The sequence below is a fragment of the Streptomyces sp. NBC_00162 genome (assembly GCF_024611995.1).
GTDB lineage: Bacteria > Actinomycetota > Actinomycetes > Streptomycetales > Streptomycetaceae > Streptomyces.
The window spans coordinates 7637516-7657872 of sequence record NZ_CP102509.1 but is presented as its reverse complement, the minus strand read 5'-3'; the positions used below and the strand labels follow the sequence as shown (position 1 = coordinate 7657872).

Here is a 20357-nt window from a genome sequence, read left to right as displayed (position 1 = left end):
ATTACACGTGTAACACATTAACGTCTCCCCGGTGGCCCGCGCAAGCATTTCGGACAAACGTCGCGAAGCCCGTGCCCGCCCCGGCCGCCTCACCCTGGAAGGGCCGCAATGACGCAATCTCTCCCGGCCGATTTCGACATCGCCGACATGACCTGGCCGCCCCCGCCGTACCGGCCCCCGGTACGGCCCGTGACCGGCCCGGACGGCGTACGCCGCTTCGAGGGGGTCACGTACGCGACCACGCCCGGCTACCGTCCCCGGCTGCTCGACGTCCAGGTGCCCGCCGGCGAAGGACCGTTCCCCGCCGTCGTCTGGATCCACGGCGGCGGCTGGCTGGACGGCGACCGGCGCTACCCGCCGCCGACCGTGCCCGCCGACCTGCTGCACGGCTCGGTGCTCGGGGCCGGGCTCGCGCTGGTCTCCATCGACTACCGGCACAGCCTCGAAGCGCCCTTCCCGGCCCAGCTGCACGATGTGAAGTCCGCCATCCGCTACGTCCGCGCGTTCGCGGACGTCCTCGGCATCGACCCCGAACGGATCGGCGTCTGGGGCGAGTCGGCCGGCGGCCACCTGGCCGCGCTCGCCGGTCTCGTCGGCCCCGGCAGCCCGGGCGGCCCGGCCCTGGAGGGCACGGAGGGGGTCGCCTCCGGGGAGAGCGGGGTGCTGGCCGTCGTCGACTGGTACGGCTGCTCCGACCTGGTCGCCCTGGCCGCCCACCCCATGCCGGCGATGCCGTCCGAGGTCGAGTTCCCCGACCCGTACGAGGCCCTGCTCGGCGCCCCGGTGCACGAGGACCCGGAACCGGCGCGGGCGGCCAGCCCGGTGACGTACGCCGGGGGTCCGCACCTGCCGCCCTTCCTGCTGGTGCACGGGACCCACGACGGCCTGGTCCCCTACAGCCAGAGCGAGGCGCTCGCCGAGGCGCTGGAGGGCGCCGGGGGCGAGGTCACCCTGCAGCCCGTCGAGGGCGCGGACCACATCTTCCTCGGCTCCCCGGACGTCCCCGGGATCGTCGCCGAGAGCGTGGCCTTCCTGGCCGGGCACCTCACTCCCGCGGCCGCGTCGGGCAGCGCCGAGCAGTAGTCCCACCACCGTGTCCGCGCGGCGTCCCGACGGCTGTCGGGGCGCCGCGCGGCCGCGGACACGCCCCGGAAGGGTCCTCAGGAGGTCTGGCGGTGGACGAGCACGGCCTCGACGGCCGGTACCGCCGGGGCCGTTCCGGTCTCGATCAGCTCGTGCACGGTGTCCGCGATCAGGGCGGCCGACGGCAGGTCCAGCCGGACCGTGGTGAGCGCGGGCTGCTGGAGCGCGGAGAGGACGAGGTCGTCGGAGCCGACGAGGGCGACCTCGTCCGGTACGGAGATGCCCTCGGCCTGGAACGCGTGCAGGAGCAGGGCCGCGTACTCGTCGTTGTAGGCGAAGACGGAGTCCAGGTGCAGGCTCCGCCACCGCCGGGCCAGGGCGGTCACGGATTCGCGGGTGTAGGCCAGCTCCACCGGGGTGACCGTGGCCATGCGGCGGGCGGCGACCGACTCGGCGCCCGCGAGGCGCGGCTGGGCGAGCGTGCCGAGGCCGCGCTCGAGGGGCATGACGACGCCGATCCTGCTGCGGCCCCGGCCGATCAGGTGCTCGGCCGCGGCGGCGCCGATCCGGGCGTGGTCGAAGTCGATGGTGTGCACCCCCTCGACGGGGTGGGCCGCGAAGGCGAGCAGGCCCCGCACCCCGGCGCGGCGCAGCAGCTCGGCCGCCTGGCCGGTGAAGCGGTCGCCGTCCATGGCGACGACGGCCGCCGGGCGCAGTTCGGCCCAGGCCCGGGCGGCGTCGAGGGGGTCGGCGAAGCGGCCCGCGTGGAGCACGGCCGTGTAGCCGTGGCGGTCGAGCTCGCTGTGCAGGTCGTCCACCCAGTCGCTGACGAGGCGGCCGATCGCGGAGATCGAGGCGGGCATCAGGACGAGGTTGCTGCGGCCGGCCCGCAGGGACCGGGCGGCGGCGTGCGGGACGTAGCCGAGCTGCCTGGCCGCGTCGCGCACCCGGGCCCGGGTGGTCTCGCTGACGCGATGACCGGGGGTGTCGTTCAGCACGAAGGAGACGGTGGCGCGTGACACCCCGGCGAGCCGCGCCACGTCGGCACTGGTGATGGACGCGGGGACGCTCGTGTCTTTGGCCATGACGTCCCTCGGGGCTCCTTCTGCCGGACTCTTGTACCTCCCTTTAGGTTACACGCGTCAGATGAAGGAGCCGGGAGTCGCCGGCGAGGTCGTCGAGGGCGGTGACGACCGAGTCGAAGCGCATCGTGGTGCGCGTCCCGGTGTCGTACGGCTGCCATCGCGGCAGGCCGGAATGGTTCGGGTCGCCCGTGCGGACGAAGGCGATCCAGGCCTGGTGCATGGCGTGCGCGAGGCCGTCGCGGACGGCGGGGTCGAGCCCGTTCAGGAAGGGCGCGTGCGACCACTGGTCGAAGTTGTCGAAGACGAAGGGGAGCTCGAGGCAGTGCGCGGCGCCGAGCCGGCCCTCGCAGGCGGGGGTGGGCAGGTCGAACTGGAAGGCCCAGACGGGCCGGCCCAGCTCGGCCCTGGCCTCGGCCAGCCGTACGGCGGGGACCCGGAAGAGCTCGTCCGTGATCAGGTCCATGAGCACGTCGTGCGGGCCGGCGCCGGGGCGGGTCCGCTCGTACGCCGCGTACACCGAAGGGGCGGCGGCAGCGCCGAAGGTCTCCGCGATGCGGTCGGTGACCTGGTCCCGGGTCGCGGCGGCGTACCCCTCGTCGAGGGCGAACCCGAAGTTGGCCTCCTCCCGCGTCCAGCCGATCATGACATCGATCCCGGCAGCCGCCCCGCCCAGCAGGGCCTCGGCCGGGTGCTGCGGCAGGGTGTCGGCGTCGATCACGGGCAGGAAGGGGGTCGGCCAGTACCCCCACCGCGTGGTCCGCGCGAACAGTCCGATGCTCGCTCCGATCAGCGCGGGCCAGGGCAGGGTGCGCAGTTCCGCCACGTCCTTGGCCCCGGCCAGCTCCAGGTAGGCGGCGGTGCGCTCCAGGGCGGCGTCCGGGTCGGGGAGGTCCAGCCCGAAGGGCGGGCTCTGCAGGATCACTCGCTTGATCAGGCCCTGCGCCTGCGGATGCCCGGCGAGGGCCGCGGTGGACACCGCTCCGCCCGACTGGCCGGCGACCGTGATGGAGTCCGGGTCGCCGCCGAGGGAGGCGATGTTCTCCCGTACCCAGCGCAGGGCGGCGAGCTGGTCGGTGAGCCAGTGGTTGACACCTTCGCCCGGCTCGCCCTGCTCGCCGTCCTCGGGGCCGAGACAGAGGTAACCCAGCGGTCCGATGCGGTAGTTGATGCTCACGACCACGAGGTCGCCGTCGCGCGCGAAGGTCGCGCCGGAGTAGCCGGGCAGTGAACCGGAGCCGGACACGAAGCCGCCGCCGTGGATCCAGACGAGCACCGGGCGGCGGGCTCCGTCGGCGCCGGGAGTCCAGACGTTGAGCGTCAGGCAGTCCTCGTCGAAGGGGGGCGAACCGTGGCCGCCGAGAACCGGGTCACCGCCTTCCCGGTAGAGCTGCGGCGCGCTCGGGCCGTCGGCGGTGGCGTCGCGGATTCCGCTCCAGCCCGCGTGCGGGCGGGCGTGCTTCCAGCGCAGGTCGCCGACCGGCGGTTCGGCGTACGGCACGCCGCGGAAGACGAGGAGACCCCCTTCGGCCGCGCCGCGGAGCCGCCCTGCGGGCAGGTCCACGACCATCGGGTCCTCGCCTGGGGAGTGAGCCATGAGCCGGTCCTTCCTGGTCGCGCGCCGGATGCGCGCCGACACCACGAGAGTATTGCGCGAAATTCTCGACCGTCAACACTTCGCGATATCTGGGGCGCTCTTCAGTGAAGACCCGCCGCCTCCATCACCAGCGTCCCGCACACAACGGGAACACCACCAGCCCCACCGACGGACGCGCCGCCAGGACCCTGCCGACGCAAGGGGCCGTCGCGCCGCGGCGCGGAGTATGGCCGAGACCCCGTCGTCACACAAGCCTTGGTTACACGTCATGGCAGCAAGGGATCTCCGGGCGGTCACGATCTGCACCACTACCCCGCATACCCCCTGGCGGTGGCCGGAAATGGGTGCTACACAGTGTCCAGCGCCTTAGGTGACACGTGTAACAACATTAAGTGAACCGCGCTCGTCCGCCGCGTCTTTCGGCGTTCCGCCGCCGCTCCCCGCCTGTGCGGCGCCCCCGCACCCGCCACCTCCCCGCTCCGTCCCCGAGGAGTCGTCATGGCCCTGCCCGACGTCGTCGATCCCGTCCCCGCGGCCCCCGAACCGCCCCGCCAGCGCGGTCTGCTGCCCCTGCTGCTGTTCGCCAACTCCGCCATGATGGCGGTCTACATGGGCGTGGGCTCGGTCCTGCTGCCCCTCCAGATCGCCGAGATCGACCCCGTCAACAAGGTCGCCGTCCTGGGCCTGGTCGGCGGAGTCAGCTCGATCTTCGCCACCGCCTTCAACCCGATCGCCGGCGCCCTCTCCGACCGCACCGGGCGCCGCGGCCCCTGGATCCTGGGCGGCGCCCTCGCCTCGCTCGCCGCCCTGGCCTTCCTCGGCAGCGTGAGCACCGCGCTCCTGGTCGGCATCGGCTGGTGCCTGGTGCAGGCGACCATGAACGTCTACCAGGCCGCGGTCACCGCGATCGTGCCCGACCGCATCCCGGCCGCCCGCCGCGGCACCGCGTCCGCGCTGGTCGGACTGGGTCTGCCCATCGGCGGCACGGTCGGCGTCCTCGTCGCCTCGCAGACCGCGGAACACCTGCGTACGGGCTACCTGGTCTTCGGCGCCATCGTCGCCGTGGCGGCGCTGGCGCTCACCACCTTCTGCCGGGATCTCCCGCGCAGCGCGTCCGCCACGGCGGCGGCTGCCGCCGAGGCCGCCCGTCCCAAGGGCGCCCGGCTCGCCGCCTTCCTCTCGTCCCTGGGCAACCACGACTTCCGGTGGGCCTTCATCGGCCGTGCCCTGATGGTCCTCGGCTACTTCTCGGTCGTCGGCTACCAGCTGTACATCCTCGACGACCACATCGCGCTGCCCGCCGGACTGACCCCGCCCGCCGCCATGGCCGTCCTCACCCCGGTGTCGATGGTCGCGATGGCCCTCTCGACCGTGCTGGGCGGCCTGCTGTCCGACCGGTGGAACCGCCGCAAGGTGTTCGTGGGCGTCTCGGCCGCACTGGCCGGACTCGTCATGGCGGTCCCCGTGGTGAGCCCGACGTGGACCGGCATGATCGTGTTCAGCGCGCTCAACGGCCTCGCCTTCGGCTGCTTCATGGCCGTCGACACCGCGCTGGTCACCCTGGTCCTTCCCCGGGCCGAGGACGCCGCCCGCGACATGGGCGTCCTCAACATCGCGAACGCCGGGCCGCAGATCATCGCCCCGTTCGTCGCCTCGGCCATCGTCACCGGACTGGGCGGCTACACCCCGCTCTTCCTGGCCGGCGGGGCCCTGTCCCTGATCGGCGCGCTCGCCATCCTCCCGATCCGCAGCGTGCGCTGATCCCCCGAACCCACCCTCACCCACCCCTCCGAAGGAGCATCCCCGTGATACGCAAGCGTGTTCTGCCGCTGGCCGCCCTGTTGCTGTGCACTCCGGCCCTGGCCGGTACGGCGCCCGCGGCCGCCTCCCCGCAGACCGCCGCCCCGGGGCACGAGCCCGCCGCCCCGCTGCGGATCCTGCTCACCAACGACGACGGCTACAACGCGCCCGGCATCCGGAAGGCGTTCGAGTGGCTGACCGCGGCCGGCCACGACGTCACGATCGTGGCCCCGCTCACCAACCAGAGCGGCACCGGCACGAAGATGATGAGCGCTCCCACCCTCGCGGTGAAGCACCCCGAGCCCAAGGTGTGGGCCGTCGACGGCACGCCGGGCGACTCCGTCGCCTTCGGGCTGGCCGAGGTCTTCGCGGACAAGGCCCCCGACCTCGTCGTCTCCGGCACCAACTTCGGCCCGAACGTCGGCGGGCTCGCCACCCACTCCGGTACGGTCGGCGGCGCCGTCGCCGCGCTGGAGTCCGGCGTGCCCGCCATCGCGCTGAGCACCGGCGGTGTGACCGCGCCGGACCCGGTCACCACCGTCAACGCCATGGGCCCGACCCTCGACTTCGCGGTCAAGCTGATCGACCGGCTGCAGACGCGGGCCCGGTCCGGGCGGCTGCTGCCCGCGGGTGTCGGCCTCAACGTCAACCACCCGGTGGTCGGCACGGACGGTACGGGGACGGCCGCCGGTGTGGCCGCGACCTTCCAGGATCCGCAGAACTTCCTCCAGCCGGACTTCGCCGACTCCGGCGACGGCACCTGGAAGGTCACCGTCAGGGTGGCGCTGCGGCCCGCGGCCAAGGGCGGCGACATCGAGGCCGTCAGCGCGGGCCGGATCGCCGTCAGCCCGATGAACTCCGACTGGAACACCGGCCCGGCCGACCAGGCCGTGGCCTCCGCCCTGATCGCCGGGCTCCGCCCGTGAAACGCCGGACCGGGCCCCTGCTCGGCGCCGTCCTCGCCCTGGCGGTCGCCCTGCTCATCCCGACGGCTCCGGCGACGGCACAGGGCGGCGGATCGGGGCACCCGGTGGTCGCCCTCGAGCAGGGCGCCCTTCGCGGACAGACCCGGGACGGGGCGCAGGAGTTCCTGGGCGTCCCGTACGCCGCTCCCCCGGTCGGGGACGCCCGGTTGCGGGCGCCGCAGCCGCCGTCGCACTGGACCGGGGTGCGGGAGGCCGGCCAACAGGCTCCCGCGTGCCTGCAGTTCTCCCCGTTCGGCCTGCGTGATCCGCGGGCCGTCAGCGAAGACTGCCTGTACCTGGACGTGTACCGGCCCCGGACGGCCCGGCCCGGAGCCCGGCTCCCGGTGATCGTCTGGATGCACGGGGGTGCGTACAGCCAGGGCACCGGGACCCAGTTCGGCGGGCGGACGATGGCCGAGCTCACCCAGACCGTGGTGGTCAGCATCAACTACCGGCTGGGGCAGCTCGGTTATCTGGACATTCCCGAGCTGAACGGGCAGCACGAGGTGCGCTCCGGCTCCTTCGGGCTGATGGACCAGATCGCGGCGCTGCGGTGGACCCAGGAGAACATCGGCGCGTTCGGGGGGAATCCGGACAGCGTCACGGTCTCCGGCCAGTCTGCGGGCAGCGGTTCCGTGTGCGCGCTGCTGGCGGCCCCTTCGGCGGCCGGCCTGTTCCACCGGGCGGTCCTGCAGAGCGGGCCGTGCACCCTGCTGCGTACGCCCGACAGGGCCCGGGCCGAGGCCCTGGCGCGGGAGTTCGCCGCCCAGGCGGGGTGCGGCGGTCCGGCCGGGGTCGCCGCGTGTCTGCGCGGCGCCCCGGGAGCGGCTCTGGTCGAGGCGGCCCGTACGCTGCCCACTCCGGGTCCGGCGTCGGGCGACGGCCTGCTGCCGGCCGATCCGGAGCGGGCCGTCCGGAGCGGGGCGTGGAACAAGGTGCCGGTCCTGATCGGCAGCACCCGTTCCGAGGCCCGGTTCTTCGTCGCGCTGACGCAGCCGCACCTGACCCGGGAGCAGTACACGGCGCAGGTCCTCGCGGGGTACGGGGACGCGGGGCCCGAGGTGCTGGCCCGCTATCCGGTCGAGGCCCACGGCTCGCCCTATCTGGCGCTTTCGGCTGTCATGACGGACTCCACGTTCGCCTGTCACACGGCGTGGACCGCGGAGCTGTTCGCGTCCCAGGTACCGACGTACGCGTACGAGTTCGACGATCCGCAGTCGCCGACGCTGGCCGGGGCGCAGGTACCGGGCCTGGACCAGTCGAACGCGCACAGTGCCGAGCTGGCCTATCTGCACGACTTCACCATGGGTGAACGGCCGCTGACCCCGGTGCAGGTGGCGCTGGCAACCCGGATGAAGCGCTACTGGGGCGCCTTCGCGCGCTTCGGCTCTCCCGTCGTGCCGGGTCAGGCCCGCTGGCCGGCGGTCGTCCCCGGCTCCGGGGTCGCCCCGGTCCTCACCCTGGGCCCGGTGGAGGCCGGTCCGGGTTCGTCGTTCGGGGCGGACCACCAGTGCGCGTTCTGGCGAACCCAGCCGAACCGGCCCTTCTAGGACCGGCCCTTCCAGGCCCTGTCCTAGGAGGTCCGCCGGCGGCGCCGGAGCCGGACCGTGATGGCGGCGGCCGACACCACCAGGGCCGCCGCCACCGTCAGGAGCCACACCGGTACGCCGTCGCCCACCGTGAGCAGTTCGTCGTGGTAGACGGTCCGGCGGTACGGGGTGTCCTTGGCGGTGGCGCGCAGTTCGTGGTCCCCGTCTATGCGGCCCGGCTCCGGGAACTCCTGATCGATCGCGGTCAGGAACACCGGCTTGCCGCCCGTGAGTTCGGCGAGGGGAGCGTCCTTCGCGGTCACGGTGCCCGCGAAGGTCACCTTCGGTGCGGAGCCGCCGATCGTGGAGCCGGGTTCCATGCGGTGGTCGGCGAGCACGTACAGGCCGAGGGACTGCGGGGTCTTCGCCATCCGGGAGAGCCGCATCGGGTAGACCAGCCGGTCGCTGTCGAAGCGGATCTTCAGCGGGTCCAGGGTGCCCTGCAGCTTCTTGCCCTGCTGTCGCGGGGCGAGCCGGACGGCGACGTACTCCCACTTCTGGTCCACGTAGGGCTTCAGTTCGGTGGCGAGGCCGTCCGGCAGCTTGAAGCCGTTGTCCTCCAGCCAGTTCCGCAGCGCGTCCGGGTCGGTCGCGGTCAGGCGCGCGACGTCGAAGTCGCCGAGCTGCTCCCGGCCCACCACCCCGACCGAGGGCGCACCGGCGCCGGGCATGGCTCCGACCATGCCGTCCCGGGAGCGGGAGGAGAAGGGCCAGTCGTCCTCGCGCGGCCAGAAGTAGTGGCGGGTCTTCTCCTGCGGCTCGGTCAGCCGGGACAGCTCGCCGAACATGGCCCCGTCCGCGAGCTCCACCGTGGCCCGCCCCGGCACCGGCATGATCCAGGCCGCCCGGGGCGCGTCCCCGCGCACCACGAACCGCATCACGATCTGTTCGGTGCGGCCGTCCCAGCGCACGACGGAGGTCTCCTTCTCGACCCCGATCCGCGCGTAGCCCTCAGGGATCATCGCCCCGCATCCGCAGGCCCACGCGGGGTTGACGAGCGAGCCCAACTGGGTCGCGAGCAGGGCGAACAGCAGGACCAGAATTCTTCGTTTCATCCACACGGGGTCTCAGACGACGGCCCGCCCGATCCGGTTCCTCGGGAGCGGGCGGGGCCCGCGGACACCTTGCCGACACCTTCCGGTCATCCGGCGCTGCCAGCATGCCGTCTCGAAAGTTGTATATACAACTCTGACGGGAGCATCGATGTCCGTGACGGAGACCATCCACCCGGCCCATCCGCCGGCGTTCTGGCTGCGCGACAACTGCCCTTGCGTCGAGTGCCGCGATCCGCGCACCGGCCAGAAGCTGTTCCAGATCACCGACCTGCCCGACGGCCTGGCCATCGGCGCGGTACGAAGCGGCGTACCGGCCGCCGACGGCAGCCCCGGCCTGGAAGTGCGGTGGGAGCCCGACGGGCACCGGTCCGTCTACCCGCAGGCCTGGCTGACCGCCCACGCGCCCGGCGCCGCACACACCACCGGCGCGCCCCACGCGGGCGACGGCCGGACCGAGGCCGACAAGGAGCCGTGGGCCGCGGCAGACCTGGCCGGGCGGATCCCCGAGGCCGGCTGGGACGCGTACATCGGCGACCGCCGGGTCCGGATGCGGACGCTGGAGAGCGTGGTGCGCCTCGGCTTCGTCCTCCTGCGCGGCGTACCGCCACGGGACCGGATGGTCCTCGACGTGGCGCGCACCTTCGGCTTCGTGCGCGAGACGAACTACGGCGAACTCTTCGAGGTGCGGGTGGAGGCCGACCCCAACAACCTCGCCTTCACCGGGGCCCGGATCACCCCGCACACGGACAACCCGTACCGGGACCCGGTACCCACGCTCCAGCTGCTGCACTGTCTGAGCAACGAGGCCCGGGGCGGGGATTCCGGACTCGTCGACGGCTTCCACGCCGCCGCGCTGCTGCGCGCCGAGGACCCGGACGCCTTCGCCGTGCTGACCCGCGTGCCCGTGGAGTTCGCCTTCGCCGACGCCCGCACCGAGCTGCGCGCCCACCGGCCGCTGATCGGCGTGGACCCGCTCGGGCGCATCCGCGAGATCCGGTTCAACAACCGCTCCATCGGCACCCTGCACCAGCCCGCCGCGGTCGTCGAGGAGTTCTACGCCGCCTACCGGAGCTTCGCGGAGCTGCTGCTGCGCCCCGAGCTCCAGCTGGACTTCCGCCTCGCCCCCGGCGACTGCGTGGTCTTCGACAACACCCGCCTGCTGCACGCCCGTACGGCCTTCGCCGAGTCCGGCGCCCGCCACCTCCAGGGCGCGTACGCCGACCTCGACGGCCTGCTGTCCACCCTGTCCGTCCTGCGCCGTGGAGGAGACCGCTCATGACCCGTGACATCAGCCCCATCGACACCCTCGCCGCGCTCTTCGAGGGCGAGGGCAGCGCCGAGTACTTCGGCGAGGCCGTCACCCAGGCCCAGCACATGCTCCAGGCCGCAGCCCTCGCCGAGGCGGCCGGCGCCCCCGCACATCTCGTCGCCGCCTCGCTGCTGCACGACATCGGGCACTTCCACGGAGCCGTGACCGGCCGGGACCTCATGGAGGACGGCCTGGACAACCGGCACAGCCACACCGGCGCCGACTGGCTGGCCCGGTGGTTCGGACCGGCGGTGACCGAGCCGGTGCGGCTGCACGTCGCCGCGAAGCGCTACCTGTGCACGGCCGAGCCCGGCTACTTCGACCTGCTGTCCGAGGCCTCCGTACACACCCTGCGCGTACAGGGCGGCCCGATGACCGAGGCCCAGGCGCGCGCCTTCGAGGCACTGCCCGGCGCGGCCGACGCGGTGGCCGTACGGCGCTGGGACGAGCAGGCCAAGGACCCGGAGGCGGCGATCCCGGACTTCGAGTACTTCCGCCCCCTGCTGGAACGGCTGCTGGTCAGGGCCTGAGCCTCCGGCCCAGCGCACCGGCCGCCGTGCTGTGGGCGGTGAAGGCCACCGTCCCCGGCAGGTACCGGTCCTGGGACCACTCCACCGGGACCCCCGCCGGGTCGGTGGAGCGCCTCCGCTCCCGGAGCAGCGACTCCCCGGCCCGGCAGCCCAGCAGCCGCGCGTCGTCCGCGTCCGCGGGCACGAGGTCGATGGTGTGGTGGGCGTCGGTGAACAGCACGCCGTGCAGGGCGAGTTGCTCCGAGTACGAGACGGTGTCCGCGGGCATGGCGGCCACCAGCTCCCCCACCGCCCCGGGGTACGTCGTACGCTCCACCATCACCGGGGTGCCCGACAGCGTGCGCAGCCTCAGCACGTGGTGGACGGTGGCGCCCGGTTCGATCCGCAGCTGCTCCGCCTCCTCGGCGTCCGCCCGCCCCCGGACGACGGAGTCGGTACGGCCGCCCGGCTGCTCGCCCAGCGAGCGGGCCCACCGCGTGAAGCTGCGCAGCTCGGTCGTACCGCTCCCGCCGCCGGGCCCGGCCAGGACCACCCGGCGGGTGCCTCGGCGCGAGGTGATCAGCCCGTCGCTGCGCAGCGCGGCCAGCGCCTGGCGGACCGTACCGCGCGAGACGCCGTAGCGGCGGGCGAGTTCGTCCTCGGCGGGCAGCCGGGCGCCTGAGCCGTACTCGCCCGCCGTGATGGCGGTCCGCAGATCCGCGGCGACGGTCCGGTGGAGCGGTGTCCGCCGGGATGCCGGTTCCGGTGCCGGGTTCACGGGCACGGGGTCAGCTGCGCGAGCCGGAGCCGGCGCCGACGGCGTTGCGCCAGACGGTGACGTCCAGCGTCATGTACTTGCTCGGCGAGCCCTCGGGCGAGAACCCCTGCACGGTCACCAGGCCCATGTGCCCCGTCCCGGTGATGACGCAGATCTGGCGGCCCTTCGCGAGCTTGGTCAGATAGATGTTCTTGGCGAACCGGGTTTCGGCGCGGCAGGCGGCGAGGGAGCCCTCCTGCCCCGGATCGAGCAGCACCAGGTTCCCCTCCGAGGTTTCCGCGTCGAGGTACCCGCCGGTGTCGTAGGAGAGTTCGTACCCACCGTCCTCACCCTGCTGGGGCCGGACGTCGTCGTCCCCGAGGGTCAGGTGGTAGCCGGCGGTGAGGTTGATCGCCTTGAAGTCGGCCGGCGTCGGGTCGGCCTTGGCGCTCGGCTTGGTGCTCGGCTTGGCGCTCGGCTTGGCCGAGCCCGTCTGGCCTCCTGCGGCCTGCTCCGCGTCCTTGCCCTTGTCCTGCGAGGGGCCGCTGCCCTGTGCCTGCCCTCCCTTGTTGTTCTTCAGCAGGACGTACGCCGTGGCGCTCCCCGCCACGGCGAAGACCAGCGCGGCCGCCAGGGCGATGAGCAGGCCCTTCTTGCCCTTGCTCTGCGGGGGCTGGGTGGGCGGCGGCGTGAACTGGCCAGGGTACGGCCGGGGATGCTGGGGCTGGGGCTGCGCCGGGAAATGCGTCGGGGCGTAGTGCTGCGCGTGGGCCTGCGCGGCGGCGGGTCCGGGGGCCGGGGCAGGCGTGGGCGCGGGCGTGGGGTACGACTGCGGGGGCTGCTGGGGCTGTTGCGGCTGCGTGTGCTGCTGCGGCGGCGGGCCGAACCCCGGGGGCGGGGTGGCCGGAGCCACCGGCGCGGTGGGCGTGTACGCCGGCACGGCCGGGGCGGTCGCCGGGGGCGGCGGGGTCTGCACCGGGGCGGGGGCGGCGGCGCGCACCGTGATGTCGGCGGCGACCGGGGCCGGGAGCCAGTCCTCGGGGCGGCGCAGCACCGTCTCGGCGTTGGCGGCCTGGCAGAGCGCGATGATCTCGGCCAGGGAGGGCCTGGCCTCGGGGTCCTTGGCGAGGCACCGGGTGACCAGTTCGGTCAGCCGCTCCGGGACCCCGCTGAGGTCGGGCTCCTCGTGGACGATGCGGTAGAGCACGCCGTGCGAGGTCCCCTCGCCGAAGGCCGGGGTTCCGGTGGCGGCGTACGCGGCGACCTGGCCGAGCGCGAAGATGTCGGTGGCCGGGGTCACCTTGCGCCCCGCGGCCTGCTCCGGGGCCATGAAGGAGGGGGTGCCGATGGTCACCCCGCTGCCGGTGAGGGAGGTCGCGTCGGCGGCGTAGGCGATGCCGAAGTCGATGACGCGGGGCCCGTCCGCGGCGAGCAGCACGTTGGACGGCTTGAGGTCCCGGTGGACGATGCCCGCGCCGTGGATGACGTGCAGGGCCTCGGCCATGCCGGCGATCAGCAGCAGCACCGCCTCGACGGGCAGCGCCCCGTGCGCGACCACCGCGTCGGCGAGGGAGGGCCCCGGCACGTACGCGGTGGCCAGCCAGGGCTGGGCGCTGTCGGTGTCGGCGTCGATGACGGGAGCGGTGAACAGCCCCTGCACGCGCTGCGCGGACTGCACTTCCTGGGTGAACCGGCGCCGGAATTCGGCGTCTTCGCCGAACTCGGGCCGGATCACCTTGATCGCCACGGGCCGGCCGCCGGGGGTGTACGAGAGGTAGACCTTGCCCATGCCGCCGGCGCCGAGTTTGGCGGCCAGCCGGTACCCGGCGATGGTGGTCGGGTCGTCACCGGCAAGCGGCTGGAAGACCTGAGGCGAACTGTCCCGGCCCGGCTGCTGACCACTCATCAACTCATGTCTCCCACGCAGATCTCTCCCGACGTCCGGCACCCTACCCAACCAACCGGGCCGGGTCTCACACGGGCGGCCCCACGCGACCCCTCAACAGCGCGGGAGTGACGTCCTCCAGGGACCGCGCGAAGGTCCGCCGCGGTGACGCCGGGACCGGCAGCAGCGAGGGGACGACGAGGACCCCGCAGCCGGCCGCCTCCGCCGAGGCCGCCCCGTCGGGCGAGTCCTCCACCGCCACGCAGGCGCCCGGTTCGAGGCCGAGGCGCCCGGCGGCCGCCCGGTACGGGTCCGGGTGCGGCTTGGTCCGCTCGGTGTCGTCGGCGGACACGGTGAAGGCGAAGGGGACATGGGCCAGCGAGCCGCCGACCACCGAGTCCACGACCACCCGCGGCGAGGCGCTGACCAGGGCGAAGGGAACGCCCTCCGCCTCCAGGGCGGTCAGCAGCCGCTGGGCGCCGGGCCGCATGGGCGCCCCCGCCTCCACCCGGCGGAAGAACCGCTGGGTGAGCTCGGCCGCGATCGCGGCCGGATCTCCCCGGCCCACGGCCCGTACGAGGTGCGCCGCGGTGTCCTCGACCGCGCGGCCGACCACCTCCGGCGCGTCCGCGTCGGTGAGCCGGTGGCCTAGGCCGTCGGCGACCTCCTCGGTGGTCCGCCACCACAGCACCTCGGTGTCGACGAGGGTGCCGTCCATGTCGAACAGGACCGCGCCGAGGGCGCTCACGCTCACGCGGTCCTGGCCACGACGAGCACGGGCCGCTCGGCCAGTCCCACGGCGGCCCGGGCGCCCGGCACCAGCGCCCCGGCGTCCCGGGAGGGCAGGTCGGCCTTGACCGGTACACCGCCGGGCAGCTCGAGGTGGAGGCGGGTCACCGAGCCGAAGAAGGAGGCGGAGACCACGGTGGCCTCGCCCTCGGCGTCGGCGGTCGCCGTCACGTTCTCGGGGCGTACGAGGACCTCCACGTCGGGGGTCGACGGGACGGGGCCGTCCACCGGCAGCCGGACGCCCGCCACCGCCACCAGGCCGGAGTCGGTGAGCTGTCCGGGCAGCCGGTTCATGGTGCCGACGAACTCGGCGACGAACGGCGTCGCGGGACGCTCGTACAACTCGGCCGGGGCGGCGCACTGTTCGAGCTTGCCGGCGTTCAGGACGGCGACCCGGTCGGCCATCGACAGCGCCTCCTCCTGGTCGTGCGTGACGAACACGGTGGTGATGCCGAGGGACAGCTGGAGCCTGCGGATCTCCTCGCGCAGGTTCGCCCGTACCTTGGCGTCCAGCGCGGAGAGCGGCTCGTCGAGCAGCAGCACGCGCGGGCGCAGGGCGAGGGCGCGGGCCAGGGCCACGCGCTGCTGCTGGCCGCCGGACATCTGGTGCGGGTAGCGGTCGCCGTGGTCGGGAAGGCCCACCAGGTCGAGGAGTTCGGCCGCACGCTCGCGGCGCTGCGCCGCCCCGACCTTGCGCACGCGCAGGCCGAAGGCCACGTTGTCGCGGGCGTTGAGGTTGGGGAAGAGGCTGTACGACTGGAAGACCATCCCCGCGTCGCGGCGGTTGGCCGGGACCCGGGTGATGTCCGCTCCGTCGACCAGGACCTCACCGGAGTCGGGCTGCTCGAATCCGGCGACGACGCGCAGGGCGGTGGTCTTGCCGCAGCCCGACGGGCCGAGCAGGGCCAGGAGTTCGCCGGGCTCGACGGTCAGGTCGAGGCCGTCGAGGGCGACGGTGGAGCCGAACGCCCGGCGCAGGCCGCGGAATTCGACGCGCGCGCCCGCGGGCTGCGCGGAATCGGCGGCCGGCTTCCCGGCGGCGGGAAGGGCGGTGGGCGTGGTGGACATCGGGGTCAGGACTCCTTGCGGGAGGTGGTGGCGGGCGCGGCCGCGGCGGTGGACGGGGCGGTTCCGGCCCGGGAGAGGGCGAGCAGCAGCAGCCAGGTGATCAGGAGGCTGAGGACGGACACGGCCACGGACATCCGGGCCTGGGCTCCGGAGATCGAGACGATCCACACCGCGAAGGGCTGGAACCCGAGGAGGGAGGCGATGGTGAACTCGCCGAGCACCAGGGCCAGCGTGAGGAAGGCGGCGCCGGCGATCGAGGCCCGCAGGTTCGGCAGCAGCACCCGCAGGACCACGTACGGCCAGCTCGCGCCGCAGCTGCGGGCCGCCTCGACCAGGGTCGGCACGTCGACGGCACGCAGTCCGGCGTCGAGCGAACGGTAGACGAAGGGCAGTGCCAGCACGGTGTACGCGAGGACCAGGACGACGGGGAACTTCTCGTTCTGGACGGCGAGGAAGGTCTGGTAGAGCGGGGTCCGCGACAGGTGCTCCGGTCCCCAGCGCAGCACGGTGGTGATGCCGGTGACGAGGGCGATCGGCGGCACGACCAGCGGCAGCATGCACATGATCTCGACGACGGGCCGCAGACGCGGGGAGCCGATGCGGACGGCGACCAGCGCGGGCACGGCGAGCAGCAGCGACAGCGCGATGGTGGCGGCGGCCAGGCCGAGGGAGAGCAGCAGGCTCTCGGTGAACCCGTCGGCGGACAGCAGCTCGGTGTACGCCTCGAAGGTGATCCCCTGGCCGGGCACGTGCACGGTGAACACGAAGGAGGCGAGGAGCGGGACGAGGAAGTACGCGCCCGTCAGCGCGAGCACGGCTCCGCGCCAGATGCCCGTCCCGCGGCTCGCGCCGGAGCGGGGGCGGGAGGCGGTCCGGCGCTGCGCCGGGGTCCGCGTCGGGGCCTCGGTGTCCGGGGCGGTCGGGGTCATCGCAGCCATCGGGCGCTCCGTCGCTGGAGGGGCAGGTAGACCGCCATGACCAGGCCGGCGATCAGGATCATGTCGAGGCCGAGGGCGAGCGCCACGTTCTCCTGGCCGGTGAGCACGTTGCCGGCCAGCGCGTCCGCGATCTTGAGGGTGACCAGCGGGACGGACCCGCCGACGAGGGCGGCGGCCGTGGCGTGCGCGGCGAAGGCGGTGCCGAAGAGCAGCACGAACCCGCCGAGCAGGGAGGGCGCGAGGACCGGCAGGCCGACGTGGCGCCAGAACTGCCGTCCGCTGGCCCCGCTGTTCTGGGCGGCCTCGCGCCACTGCGGGCGCAGGCCCTCCAGCGCCGGGGCGATCACCAGCACCATCAGCGGGATCAGGAAGTACAGGTAGACCACGGTGAGGCCGGTGAAGGAGTACAGGCTCCAGCCGAGGCTCGTGAGGTCGGCGAGCTGGGTGACGACTCCGGAGATCCCGACGGTGGCGATGAACGCGAACGCGAGGGGAACGCCGCCGAAGTTGGCGAGCACGCCCGAGGCGGTGAGCGCCGCACTGCGCAGGGCGGTGGAGCGGGAGGTGACCACGACCTGGGCGATCAGGACGCCGAGCACTCCGCCGATCAGTGCGGTGAGGGCGGAGAGCTGGACGCTGCCGATGAGCGAGCCGAGGTACGGGCCCTGGAGCGAGCGCGCGAGGTGCTCGCCGGTCAGCCGGGTGGCGCCGTCCGCCGGGTCGGTGCGGGTGACCGCGCCGAAGGCGATGGCGCCGAGCGGGAGGCCGAAGCAGAGCCCGGTGAAGGCCAGCAGCGGGAGGGCGGCGAGCCAGGTGCGGGGGCCGCGCCGCCGGCGGCTGGTGCCGCCGGCGGTACGGGAGGGGGTGGTGGGCATCAGGAGAGGGCCTTGTCCCACTTCTCGGCGAGGGTGGCCTTGGCCTTGTCGAGCTCCTCGGAGGCCGGGAAGGCGGGGGTGCCCTGGACCTGCGGGAGCTTGGTGACGGCGTCCTTGTCGACGGTGCCGTCCTGGGTCATGACGGGCAGCAGGACCGGGCGGGCGTGCCCCTTGAGCCAGAGGTTCTGGCCGTCCGCGCTGTACAGGAACTCCATCCACAGGCGGGCGGCCGCCGGGTTCGGGGCCTCCTTGTTGATGGCCTGCGAGTAGAACTGGGCGTAGACGCCGTCGGTGGGGACGGCGACCTTCCAGTCGACGCCCTTGCCCTTGAACTGCTCGGCGTAGCCGGCGTTCAGGTAGTCCCAGTCGATGGAGATGGGCGTCTCGCCCTTCTCCACGGTGGCCGGGGTGGACTCGACCGGGATGAAGTTGCCGCTCTTCTTCAGCTGCCCGAAGAAGTCGATGCCGGGCTGGATGTCGGCGAAGGAGCCCTTGTTGGCGAGGGCGGCCGCGTAGACGCCGCCGAAGGCCGAACCGGACTTGGTGGGGTTGCCGTTGAGGGCGACCTTGCCCTTGTACTCGGGCTTCAGCAGGTCGGCGAAGGTCTGCGGGCAGGTGGGGATCTTCGCGGCGTCGCAGCCGATGGAGACGTAGCCGCCGTAGTCGTTGTACCAGCGGCCGTCCGCGTCCTTCTGGCCGGCCGGGATCTTGTCCCAGGCGGTGACCTTGTACGGGGCGAACAGGTTCTCCGCGGCGCCGCTGCGGGCGAAGGCGATGCCGAGGTCCATCACGTCGGGGGCGCGGTCCTGGCCCTTGCGGGACTTGACGGCGGCGATCTCGTCGGAGCTGGAGGCGTCCGGGTTCTCGCTGTTGACCTTGATCTTGTACTTGGCCTCGAAGGCCTTGATGATCTCGCCGTAGTTCGCCCAGTCCGGCGGCAGCGCGATCACATTGAGCTTGCCCTCCTTCTGCGCGGCGGCGACGAGGGCCTCCATGGAACCGAAGTCGGCCACCGAGGCGGCGGCGCCCGGCTGCACCTTGCTCTTCGCGTCGCCGGCGGCGCCGGACTTGGGGTCAGGTGCGGCACCACACGCGCTGAGCGTGGTGAGGACGGCGGCGCTGAGCAGTACGGCCGCACCGCGACGGGCGGAGGAACTGAGCACGGTCTCTCCCGGAGACGAAGGGGTTCACTTGTCTGAACAAGTTGGCTCCAGTTCGCCCGGGCCCGCTGTACGGACGGTGAACGGAGGCTGTCTGCGGGAGCACGGCTCGACGAAGAGACGAGAATGTCGGCGGCAATCCGGGAAACGCCTGTTGGAATGATCTTGGGAAGCGGAATCGGACGCACGGCGATCAGGGGGCGAAGGGCATGGGCACGGGCACGGTCCGGCATGTGAAGATCGCCGAGGCGCTGCGCGCGGCGATCGCCTCCGGCGAACTCCCGGTGGGCGCGCAGCTGCCCTCCGAGAGCGATCTGGCGGCGCGCTGGTCCGCCTCGCGCGGGACCGTCCGACAGGCGGTCGCCAGCCTCGCCGCGGAGGGGCTGATCGGCTCCCGGCAGGGCGCGCGGCGGACCGTCCTGCGCCAGGAGCGCCGGCACAGCTTCGGCGAGCTGAACAGCTTCGCCCAGTGGGCCGAGGGGGTCGGGCACCGGGCGGACAGCCGCTTCCTGTCCCGGATCCGCAGACCTGCCACGGCCGAGGAGGCGGAGCGGCTCGCGCTGGACCCGGGTACGCAGATCCTGGCCGTGCTGCGGCTGCGCCTGCTCGACGGGGAGCCCACCATGGTGGAGCGGACCGCCTACGCGGACTGGGTCGCGGCGGCCGTCGAGGCGCTGCCCGCGGACTGCCGCTCCGTCATGGACAGCCTGGCCCAGGGCTCCGGGATCGTCGCCCACCACGGCGAGCACCTCATCGACGCCCTCGGCGCGGGCAGCGAGGACGCCCGGCTGCTGGAGGTCCGGCGCGGAAGCCCGCTGCTGCGCCAGAGGCACGTCTCCGCGACCGCGACGGGCCGCCCGATCGAGTGGTCCGACGACCGCTACCGGGCGGGGAGCGTCACCTTCAGTGTGAGCAACTCGGCGGTAGCAACCCCGTTGGAGCGGCGGGCCGGAGACGGCTGACTCCCGATCGGCCGGGTCCTGTCCGGGCTAGTGCCCGGCCGCTTCGGCGATCGCCCCGGGCAGCCACTCGGCGACCCGGCCGAAGCCGAAACCCAGGGCGGCGGCGCGGCCGTTGTCCATGGCGTAGGCGCGGTCGAAGGAGAACGGCGAGGCGGCGGCGCCCTCCTCGACCACCCGGTACCGCGGCCGCCGCCCGAGCCGCGCGGCGACCAGCTCGCAGAGCCCGGCCACGTCCAGCTCCCCGTGGGAGGCGGCGTTCACCGGCCCGGTGAAGCTCTGCGCGGCTGCCCAGTACAGCAAGTCCGCGATCTCCCGGTGATGGATGAACGAGGTGGCGTACGGGGCTTTGTGCACGTCGACCGGGGTCCCGGCGGCGATCCGCTCCACGTAGTGCGCCAGCCGCCCGGTGAACTCCTCCCGGCCGCCGCCGAGGACGTGGGCGGTCCGTACGGAGACGAACGGGAAGGCGGGCTCGCGCAGGAAGACCGCCTCGGCCTGCCGCTTCCCCTCGGCGTAGGCGTGCGCGGGGTCCGCGTACGGCGCCGTGAGCCCGGTGCCCGCCAGGTCGAGGGAGTCCTCCGTGACGGGGGTCCCGCCGTTCGCCGCGCGGCCGGGGAGGGTGGCGGGGTCGTACACCTCCATCGTGGACGTCATGACGTACCGGCCGGTCCGCCCGGCGAGGACGCGCCGGGCGACGCCGGCCTGCCGGGGCGTGTAGCAGACCTGGTCGATGACGGCGTCGAAGGTGCGCGAACCCAGCGCCGTCCGCAGCCCCTCCTCGTCGTCGCGGTCGGCGACGACGTGGCCGACGCCGACGGGCGGGGCGCTGGAGCCCCGGTTGAGCACGGTGACCTCGTGCCCCGCGTCCCGCGCCTTGGTGACCAGGGACTTTCCGAAGTACCGGCTCCCGCCGATGACAAGAATCGTGTTCATG

The 20357-nt window shown here is 73.5% G+C and carries 18 protein-coding genes; 7 read left to right on the top strand and 11 right to left on the bottom strand.

Annotated features, from left to right (window positions below):
* Window positions 1–108: 108 nt before the first annotated feature.
* Window positions 109–1083, top strand: a complete 975-nt coding sequence (locus JIW86_RS35330; protein WP_257558231.1) for an alpha/beta hydrolase — start codon at window positions 109–111, stop codon at window positions 1081–1083.
* A gap of 77 nt (window positions 1084–1160) precedes the next feature.
* Here JIW86_RS35330 and JIW86_RS35325 read toward each other — a convergent pair whose 3' ends face one another.
* Both JIW86_RS35325 and JIW86_RS35320 read right to left on the bottom strand, forming a co-directional pair.
* Entirely contained in the window at window positions 1161–2168 is a 1008-nt protein-coding gene (locus tag JIW86_RS35325) for a LacI family DNA-binding transcriptional regulator (RefSeq protein ID WP_257558229.1), read from the bottom strand.
* 43 nt (window positions 2169–2211) lie between these two features.
* A complete protein-coding gene (locus JIW86_RS35320; RefSeq protein WP_257558227.1) occupies window positions 2212–3762 on the bottom strand; it encodes a carboxylesterase/lipase family protein in 1551 nt (516 codons plus the stop codon).
* A 498-nt stretch (window positions 3763–4260) separates the two neighbouring features.
* Between JIW86_RS35320 and JIW86_RS35315 the strand changes: the two genes are divergently transcribed.
* Genes JIW86_RS35315 through JIW86_RS35305 form a run of 3 tightly spaced genes read left to right on the top strand, consistent with a single transcriptional unit; the run spans window position 4261 to window position 8077 of the window.
* Complete coding sequence (locus JIW86_RS35315) at window positions 4261–5523, top strand: MFS transporter (protein WP_257558225.1); 1263 nt, start codon at window positions 4261–4263, stop codon at window positions 5521–5523.
* Window positions 5524–5567: 44 nt separating this feature from the next.
* Window positions 5568–6488, top strand: coding sequence for a 5'/3'-nucleotidase SurE (gene surE, locus JIW86_RS35310; protein ID WP_257558223.1), 921 nt, complete (start codon window positions 5568–5570; stop codon window positions 6486–6488).
* The gene (locus tag JIW86_RS35305) at window positions 6485–8077 is read left to right on the top strand and encodes a carboxylesterase/lipase family protein (RefSeq protein ID WP_257558221.1); all 1593 of its coding nucleotides are present in this window, start codon (window positions 6485–6487) and stop codon (window positions 8075–8077) included. Before surE ends, JIW86_RS35305 begins: the two co-directional genes overlap by 4 nt.
* A 23-nt stretch (window positions 8078–8100) precedes the next feature.
* On the opposite strand, the gene JIW86_RS35300 is transcribed toward JIW86_RS35305, so the two are convergent.
* Window positions 8101–9171: a DUF2330 domain-containing protein gene (locus tag JIW86_RS35300; protein ID WP_215146984.1), complete on the bottom strand. Its 1071-nt coding sequence runs from the start codon at window positions 9169–9171 to the stop codon at window positions 8101–8103.
* A 148-nt stretch (window positions 9172–9319) separates the two neighbouring features.
* Here JIW86_RS35300 and JIW86_RS35295 point away from each other — a divergent pair, with 148 nt between their 5' ends.
* The gene (locus tag JIW86_RS35295; RefSeq protein ID WP_257558218.1) at window positions 9320–10450 is read left to right on the top strand and encodes a TauD/TfdA family dioxygenase; all 1131 of its coding nucleotides are present in this window, start codon (window positions 9320–9322) and stop codon (window positions 10448–10450) included.
* Window positions 10447–11010: a phosphonate degradation HD-domain oxygenase gene (locus tag JIW86_RS35290; protein WP_257558216.1), complete on the top strand. Its 564-nt coding sequence runs from the start codon at window positions 10447–10449 to the stop codon at window positions 11008–11010. Before JIW86_RS35295 ends, JIW86_RS35290 begins: the two co-directional genes overlap by 4 nt.
* On the opposite strand, the gene JIW86_RS35285 is transcribed toward JIW86_RS35290, so the two are convergent.
* The 7 genes from JIW86_RS35285 to JIW86_RS35255 form a co-directional block, all read right to left on the bottom strand.
* Window positions 11000–11767 carry a GntR family transcriptional regulator gene (locus tag JIW86_RS35285; protein ID WP_257558214.1) on the bottom strand — a complete coding sequence of 256 codons (768 nt, stop codon included), beginning with the start codon at window positions 11765–11767 and terminating at the stop codon, window positions 11000–11002. The two genes, JIW86_RS35290 and JIW86_RS35285, sit on opposite strands and share 11 nt — an antisense overlap.
* A 10-nt stretch (window positions 11768–11777) precedes the next feature.
* Window positions 11778–13652, bottom strand: coding sequence for a serine/threonine-protein kinase (locus JIW86_RS35280; RefSeq protein ID WP_257558212.1), 1875 nt, complete (start codon window positions 13650–13652; stop codon window positions 11778–11780).
* 67 nt (window positions 13653–13719) lie between these two features.
* Window positions 13720–14379 carry an HAD family hydrolase gene (locus JIW86_RS35275; protein ID WP_263862077.1) on the bottom strand — a complete coding sequence of 220 codons (660 nt, stop codon included), beginning with the start codon at window positions 14377–14379 and terminating at the stop codon, window positions 13720–13722.
* A gap of 2 nt (window positions 14380–14381) precedes the next feature.
* Entirely contained in the window at window positions 14382–15488 is a 1107-nt protein-coding gene (locus JIW86_RS35270; protein ID WP_257558210.1) for an ABC transporter ATP-binding protein, read from the bottom strand.
* A 5-nt stretch (window positions 15489–15493) separates the two neighbouring features.
* On the bottom strand, window positions 15494–16426 hold the full coding sequence (locus JIW86_RS35265) for an ABC transporter permease (RefSeq protein ID WP_257558208.1): 933 nt from the start codon (window positions 16424–16426) through the stop codon (window positions 15494–15496).
* Complete coding sequence (locus tag JIW86_RS35260) at window positions 16414–17301, bottom strand: ABC transporter permease (RefSeq protein WP_257558207.1); 888 nt, start codon at window positions 17299–17301, stop codon at window positions 16414–16416. Before JIW86_RS35260 ends, JIW86_RS35265 begins: the two co-directional genes overlap by 13 nt.
* A complete protein-coding gene (locus JIW86_RS35255) occupies window positions 17301–18464 on the bottom strand; it encodes an ABC transporter substrate-binding protein (protein WP_416237633.1) in 1164 nt (387 codons plus the stop codon). Before JIW86_RS35255 ends, JIW86_RS35260 begins: the two co-directional genes overlap by 1 nt.
* Before the next feature lie 206 nt (window positions 18465–18670).
* On the opposite strand from JIW86_RS35255, the gene JIW86_RS35250 reads away from it, so the two are divergent.
* Window positions 18671–19423: a GntR family transcriptional regulator gene (locus tag JIW86_RS35250; RefSeq protein WP_257558205.1), complete on the top strand. Its 753-nt coding sequence runs from the start codon at window positions 18671–18673 to the stop codon at window positions 19421–19423.
* Between the two features lie 27 nt (window positions 19424–19450).
* Here the strand turns inward: JIW86_RS35250 and JIW86_RS35245 are convergent, their stop codons facing one another.
* Window positions 19451–20356, bottom strand: a complete 906-nt coding sequence (locus JIW86_RS35245; protein ID WP_257558203.1) for an NAD-dependent epimerase/dehydratase family protein — start codon at window positions 20354–20356, stop codon at window positions 19451–19453.
* Between the last annotated feature and the right edge of the window lies 1 nt (window position 20357).